General features: G+C 40.9%; 5 protein-coding genes and 1 pseudogene. 5 read left to right on the top strand and 1 reads right to left on the bottom strand.

Annotated features, from left to right (window positions below; genetic code table 11):
* Positions 1-231: 231 nt before the first annotated feature.
* The 5 genes and pseudogenes from AFK68_RS43435 (at position 232) to AFK68_RS13440 (ending at position 4,843) form a co-directional block, all read left to right on the top strand.
* On the top strand, positions 232-360 hold the full coding sequence (locus tag AFK68_RS43435; RefSeq protein ID WP_256386547.1) for a hypothetical protein: 129 nt from the start codon (positions 232-234) through the stop codon (positions 358-360).
* A 16-nt stretch (positions 361-376) separates the two neighbouring features.
* Positions 377-1,521, top strand: a pseudogene (gene ldpA, locus AFK68_RS13455) (circadian clock protein LdpA); the annotation flags it as partial.
* Positions 1,522-1,640: 119 nt separating this feature from the next.
* Positions 1,641-1,844: a hypothetical protein gene (locus tag AFK68_RS13450; protein ID WP_371357372.1), complete on the top strand. Its 204-nt coding sequence runs from the start codon at positions 1,641-1,643 to the stop codon at positions 1,842-1,844.
* 365 nt (positions 1,845-2,209) lie between these two features.
* Positions 2,210-3,982, top strand: coding sequence for a R3H domain-containing nucleic acid-binding protein (locus tag AFK68_RS13445; protein ID WP_094673250.1), 1,773 nt, complete (start codon positions 2,210-2,212; stop codon positions 3,980-3,982).
* A 135-nt stretch (positions 3,983-4,117) separates the two neighbouring features.
* On the top strand, positions 4,118-4,843 hold the full coding sequence (locus AFK68_RS13440) for a GUN4 domain-containing protein (protein WP_246844170.1): 726 nt from the start codon (positions 4,118-4,120) through the stop codon (positions 4,841-4,843).
* A 230-nt stretch (positions 4,844-5,073) separates the two neighbouring features.
* On the opposite strand, the gene AFK68_RS13435 is transcribed toward AFK68_RS13440, so the two are convergent.
* Positions 5,074-5,713: hypothetical protein (locus AFK68_RS13435; RefSeq protein ID WP_210407389.1), on the bottom strand; the 640-nt coding region annotated here is incomplete at its 5' end.

The raw sequence follows: 5,713 nt of genomic DNA, 5'->3' as shown, positions 1-5,713 counted from the left end.
GTATTACTTCTATCCCACTTCCTGCTCCCTTCCTCAAAGATTTAATCGCCATTGATTCTAAATGGATTTTATAGGTAAGAACTAATAGATACCAGATTACAGCCCTTTTCAGATGGATAAACCAGATCGTCATCACCAAAATCCTGTAGGGGCGTTTTCCTGACGGAATGCTCCGCAAACATGTCGCGCAGCGAAATGGCCATTCGCCCCTACTGTGGTCGGTCTACTGAAATGAAAACCGCTGTAAGTCTAATCCATAATTTGTCTAGTGAGGCATTAGTGGGTGAAAGACAAAACCTCAACTATAATAAATCTTTGTTGGGGTACTTCACCTTTGTACCTCGGATTTTTTTGAGCTAAAAGCTAACATATAAGCGTGAGAGAACGCTACTATCCTTTAAATTCCCTTAAAGAGGGCCACTGGTTTAAATTAATCTGTGGGGCCAGCTTTCAACACCTGCCAACGGTGAGAAATTTAACATTAGCTTATACTTTGGCAGGTGCAGATTGTATTGATGTGGCTGCAGACCCAGCGGCGATCGCTGCGGCGAAAGAGGCTGTGGAAGTTGCATCTAGGCTTAAGACCTTGGCCAATAATCTGAGATTTGGCTACCAAGGAAGGCCATTGATAATGGTCAGTATCAATGATGGAGAAGATCCTCATTTTCGGAAAGCTGAGTTTGACCCCACCATTTGCCCCACAGACTGTTGGCGACCTTGTGAGAAAGTATGTCCGGCAGAAGCTATAGTTTTTTCTGACAATAGAGATGGTGTAATACCTGACTATTCAGGAGTGATAGATGAACTTTGCTATGGTTGTGGCAGGTGTTTGTCTGTATGTCCTAGCCAACTAATACAAGCTCGCTCTTATGTATCTACTCCTAGTTCGATTCCATCATTGGTATTGCCGACTGGTGTAGATGCTATAGAAATTCATACCCAAGTGGGAAGAGAAAGTGATTTTCAGCGACTCTGGCAAAGTATAAAACCTTGGGTAAATCAATTAAAACTAATAGCAATTAGTTGCCCGGATGGGGAAGGACTAATAGAATATTTACAGAGTCTGTATAAAATTATCTCTCCTCTTACCTGTGCCCTAATTTGGCAAACTGATGGTAGGCCAATGAGTGGAGATATTGGGGAAGGTACTACCGCAGCTACAATTAAATTGAGTCAAAAGGTGCTAGATGCAGGATTACCAGGGTATGTACAACTAGCAGGTGGTACAAACAATTCTACCATAGCCAAGCTGATGGCTGCGGGTTTGCTGGCAAATAAGAGCCAGGAAGAAGACAAAGAACCCATCAATAATTTAACTACTCCCATTTCAGAAAATAAATTTGTTGCTGGTGTAGCTTATGGTAGCTACGCCCGTGTTCTGTTGTCACCAATTTTGGAAAAGTTAGAAACAATGCACAAATCACAACTACAGGCAATTGAATTTGCCTGCAATCAAACTGGCGTCAATACAAAAGACGTTAATCAACACCAGAGTAACAACTCTCAACTAACAAAGCTAGANCAAAGAACCCATCAATAATTTAACTACTCCCATTTCAGAAAATAAATTTGTTGCTGGTGTAGCTTATGGTAGCTACGCCCGTGTTCTGTTGTCACCAATTTTGGAAAAGTTAGAAACAATGCACAAATCACAACTACAGGCAATTGAATTTGCCTGCAATCAAACTGGCGTCAATACAAAAGACGTTAATCAACACCAGAGTAACAACTCTCAACTAACAAAGCTAGAAACTGTACCGGAAATTCTTTCGGAAGCTGTCAGTTTAGCTAGTTCTCTAGTTTCCCAAATTAAAAGATTGGAGATAGGCAAGAGCATGAATTAACTAGCTATCAGCTTTTAGCATTTCTGTACCGGAATGCTCCGCAAACAGCGATCGGCTTTTTGAACTTGGGTTGAAATACCCTTCAAAATCTAAAAAAAATGATTCTAATAGGATATCTAGCTTTAAAATGTGGGTAAATTTCAGTATCTCCGAAGACCTCTCCCCCAGCCCCTCTCCTGCAAGGAGAGGGGGGCATTTCTCCCCTTCCCTTGCAGGGAAGGGGGTTGGGGGGTTAGGTTTTCAAGCTAGACGCGCTACTGCTGATTGCTAATTGCTGAGTGCTGACCGCTTCCTTTAAGGTTTCAGTTTTTGCCTCTCATTCATCTCTTTTATCACCCAGTAGATAAAGTAACTTTAAACAAAGAATGCACATTACAGACGACCTTTATAGATTATTAGAAATTGTGCCGGATCAAATTAGACGGCCCCTACAGCAGCATCAAGAGCGAAATCATCTGATTGAAATTGTGATGGATCTGGGTCGTCTCCCAGAAGCTCGTTTTCCATCCCACGCAGAATATTTGGGTGAAATTCCTATTTCCAGAAAAGACCTCAGTTATTCTATAGAACGAATTGGTAGTTTTAGTAGTGATAATCGAGCAGGTATTGAGCAGACGCTACACCGAATTAGTGCGATGCGCAACCGCACTGGAGAAGTTATTGGTTTGACTTGTCGGGTGGGGCGGGCAGTATTTGGCACAATTGCTATGATTCGTGAATTGGTGGAAACGGGAAGGTCAATTTTGATGCTTGGTCGCCCCGGTGTGGGAAAAACAACGGCACTACGAGAAATTGCACGGGTGCTTGCTGATGATTTAGGAAAACGGGTCGTAATTATCGATACTTCTAATGAAATTGCTGGAGATGGAGATATTCCTCACCCTGCTATTGGTCGTGCCCGTCGGATGCAGGTTGCTACTCCTGAAGAACAGCATCGTGTAATGATTGAGGCGGTGGAAAATCATACGCCGGAGGTGATTGTGATTGATGAGATTGGCACGGAACTGGAAGCTTTGGCAGCGAGAACGATTGCAGAACGTGGGGTGCAGTTGGTGGGTACTGCTCATGGAAATGAGATTGAAAATTTGGTAAAAAATCCAACTTTATCTGATTTGATCGGGGGTATTCAGGCTGTAACTTTGGGTGATGATGAAGCTCGACGGCGGGGTTCTCAAAAGACTGTTTTGGAACGTAAGGCTCCCCCAACTTTTGAAATTGCTGTGGAGATGTTGGAAAGGCATCGTTGGGTGGTTCACGAGCAGGTGGCTAATACTGTTGATGCTTTGCTGCGGGGGCAAAAACCTAATCCACAGGTGAGGACGATGGATGATACTGGTGAGGTGCAGATTAAACGAGAGTTTAATACTCCCACTGGATTGGGTGCGGGTGTTAATCATAATGCAGGGGGATTAGTCCGACAGTCGGGGGAGATGTTGAAATCGGGTGGTAGTTTTCGTGATTCTGGTTATATGATGCCGTTGTCGAATACAGGTAAAATTAGTCAACCAACTGAGTTTTCTGAAGCAAAGTCTTTTGAACAGTTGTTGGATGAGTCTTTATCTGGGCAAGAAATGTTTTCTCATGGTATGGGAGGACGTTGGGAGGCTAAAAATACAGGTCCGAATGGTGAGGATTTGCCTTTGCATATTTATCCTTATGCTATTCCACGCCATCAAATGGAACAGGTGATTACTACTTTGGGTTTGCCTGTAGTTTTGACGAAGGATATTGATAGTGCAGATGTAGTTTTGGCTTTGCGATCGCACACGCGGAAACAGTCTAAGTTACGTCATGCAGCTAAGACTCGTCATGTACCTATTCATGTGATTAAGAATAGTGGTTTGCCTCAAATTGCTAAGGCGTTGCGACGGTTATTGGATATGGATGATCCTGCTACTCCTGAGTTTGCTGATTTGAATTTGTTTGCTGCTTCAGTTTCTGAGGATGAGATGGAGGCGTTGGAGGAAACACGGTTGGCGGTGGAGCAAATTGTGATTCCGAAGGGGCAACCTGTTGAACTTTTGCCACGATCTCCGAAGGTGCGTAAGATGCAGCATGAGTTGGTTGAGCATTATCGTTTGAAGTCTGCTAGTTTTGGGGATGAGCCGAATCGACGTTTGCGGATTTATCCAGCGTAGTTAGAGAGTGTGGCTCACACGGATTATGGCACGGATATACGGATTAAGTTCTGGTAGGGTGCGTTAATGAAATGTAACGCACCGCTTATCTTAAATGTTACGGAAAGAATAGTCTCTGATAAATTTGTAGGTAAAATGAAGAAAAATCAAACTCCTAAACTTCTGAAAAACCCGAAACAGATGAAATTCCTAGTTCGCATCCTTGCTCTAACCTTCCTAGCGTTAACTCTGACAAATTGTTCCGAGCAAATATCAGGATCAGAACAACAAAAGCAACTTGAGGAAGCTGAACTGCAACAGCAACTGGAGGAGGAACGTGAAGAGGCTGAACGGCGTGAACAAGAGCTAAAGGCTGAAGAACAAAAGCAAGCAGAAAATAATATACCTCTAGTTTCGGCTAAGGATGTTGACTATACAAAGTTGCGTGACTTATTGGCAGCAGGAAACTGGAGAGAAGCAGACCGAGAAACAGATAAAGTAATGTATAAAGTGGCGGATAGGCGGTCGGAAGGATGGTTAAGAACTGAGGATGTAGAAAATTTTCCCTGCCAGGATTTAGCAACGATTGACAAGCTTTGGGTAAAATATAGTGATGGTAAATTTGGCTTTTCTGTTCAGAAGCAAATTTATCAGAGTTTCGGTGGTACAAAAGAGTACGATCAAGAGATTTGGGAAAAGTTTGGAGACAAAGTAGGATGGCGCAAAGAAGGAGAATGGTTACTAATTTATAATGAGCTAACGTTTGACATCAATAACCCTTATCAGGGGCATCTCCCACGTACACGCATGTGCGGAACTACATGGGGGCCTTGGGGTGCGTGTGGAAATATATTCTCTCGTGCAGAGACTTGTAAGCTTTAAAATATAGTTGTTTCAGATGTCAATATCAAAAAGTTAGCAAAAGCAAATTTTAGGATTTTACTGGGTTTGAGAATTTAGATACCTGACACCTAGCTCAGTTATTAGTTATTAATTTTCCTCTCAAAATAGATGAATTTGAGGCAGAAAATACCACTAATTAAATACTCTAAACTCATAAATAAATCTCTCTCCCTAGTCACTTATTCCGTAATGTGTCAAAAGTATTATTGTTATTTTATTTCTTCTCCCCAAGGTGAAATAATGTGTGATTCATATTTGCAGTTTTCAATGACTTCATTAATATCTTCCTCTGATATTTCTTCTTTATGCTCTAAGTTTACGAATTTTATTTCAGAACTTTCTTCTAATTCCTTTAACTTTTCTTTTATATAGCTTTTTAACATTTCTTTAGCACAATTGACTAAAGTAGTATTAGGTATTACGGATGTTAGCGTTATAAAAGTTTTGTCACTTGAAATAATATCAATCCAAGGCTTCCAATTTTCCCAACTCTCTTTATCACCATTTTTTGGTGTCGCCATTACACGGATACCCCTATTAATTAAGATTCTAAATAGGTAAATTGGTTCTTTTTTATTAGTGTCTTTAGCTTTGTCAATGTTTCTGTAGTTTTGTCTTATGTATTTTAATGTCTCAATTAAAGTATCAGACGTAATTCTGTTTAAAATATGAAAAAAGTCATAATTAGAAAATATTCTACCATCTGAAAACACCACCGATAGAGCGTTGTATGTAGATTTAGCACTTTCTAAGAAATTTTCTCTATCTTTGGTGAGGTTTTGTAGTAAATAGTTCAAAGATAACTGATAGATACACAAATATCCTAAAGTTATTGTAATAGGTACAAAT

Source organism: Hydrocoleum sp. CS-953, assembly GCF_002260545.1.
Classification (GTDB): Bacteria; Cyanobacteriota; Cyanobacteriia; order Cyanobacteriales; family Microcoleaceae; genus Trichodesmium.
This window is presented reverse-complemented; position numbering and strand designations above follow the sequence as displayed.